Source organism: Rhodococcus sp. CX (genome assembly GCF_015865005.1).
GTDB lineage: Bacteria > Actinomycetota > Actinomycetes > Mycobacteriales > Mycobacteriaceae > Rhodococcus.
The window spans coordinates 1-1,058 of record NZ_JADZGH010000073.1 but is presented as its reverse complement, the minus strand read 5'-3'; the positions used below and the strand labels follow the sequence as shown (position 1 = coordinate 1,058).

Annotated in this window: 2 pseudogenes; one reads left to right on the top strand and one right to left on the bottom strand. The window is 75.3% G+C overall.

Annotated elements, in window-relative coordinates:
* A pseudogene (locus I0Q12_RS08225) lies at positions 1–525 on the bottom strand (polysaccharide biosynthesis protein); the annotation flags it as partial.
* Positions 526–566: 41 nt separating this feature from the next.
* On the opposite strand from I0Q12_RS08225, the pseudogene I0Q12_RS08220 reads away from it, so the two are divergent.
* Positions 567–1,058: pseudogene (locus I0Q12_RS08220) on the top strand (hypothetical protein); the annotation flags it as partial.

Genomic DNA, 1,058 nt, shown 5'->3' with positions numbered 1-1,058 from the left:
CGCCCCCGGACCGCCCCCGGCGGCGAGCACCGCGACCGCGGGCGCGACCTTCGCGATGCCCGCCGCGGCCAGGACGACGCTGAGCGCCGCGAACCGGCCACGTCCCTGCAGCAGGCCCTGTTCGGCGGCGAGGAGAACCAGCAGGGGTGCGGTCACGAGGGACCCGAACGCCCCGGCCACACTCGTGTCGAGCGCCCACGCGACCACCGGCACCAGCACGGCCGCGATGCCCGCCGCGAGCGCGGCGCACCGGTAGCCGAGGCGACGCAGTTCGTCGATGCCGCTGCCGTGCACGGTTTCCCGCGCGACCACCGTCTGCAGGGCGAGCGCGGGCACCGCGAGGACGAGCTGGGCGGCGAGCAGGCTGGCGAATTCGCCGTAGCCGGCCGGGCCCAGCCAGCGGCTCGCGGGCAGGTGCAGCAGGTAGGACGCCAGGCTGGCGGTCATCGCACCGGCGGTCACCATCGTCATTCCGGCGACGGCGGATCCGGTGGGCGCGGGACGCGGCGTCTGAGGTCGCGGCATCCGCCCATCCTTACACCTGCACCGGCCCGTATTCTGCGCGCATGGTCAGGCCGGTGTCGTTGCGTTCCGTCGTGCCGGTCGTCTACAGCCTCGCGCTGGCGGTCGCGGTGCTCGGCCCGCTGCTGTTCTCCCCCGGCTATCTGTTGCTGCGCGACGCGGTGAGCACGCCGCGTTCGTTCCCGACGGATTCGGCCCTGGGCATCACCGACGCCGCGGCCCGCGCGGTGCCGCAGGACGCGCTGCTCGCGGCCGTGACCGTCGTCGTCGACGGCGGGATCGCGGTGACGGCACTGCTCGTGGCGGCGCTGTGGGCGGCGGGCTGGGGCGCGGCACGGCTGGTGGTGACGGTGCTGCCGGACCGAGCGGCCGGTCTGCCCGCGCAACTGGTGGCGGCGACGGTGGCGGTGTGGAACCCGTACGTCGCCGAACGGCTGCTGCAGGGCCACTGGAGCCTGCTGGTGGGGTACGCGGCGCTGCCCTGGGTCGTGTGCGCGACCGTCGCGGTGCGTGGCGGACTGCGCTGGGGGTGGTGG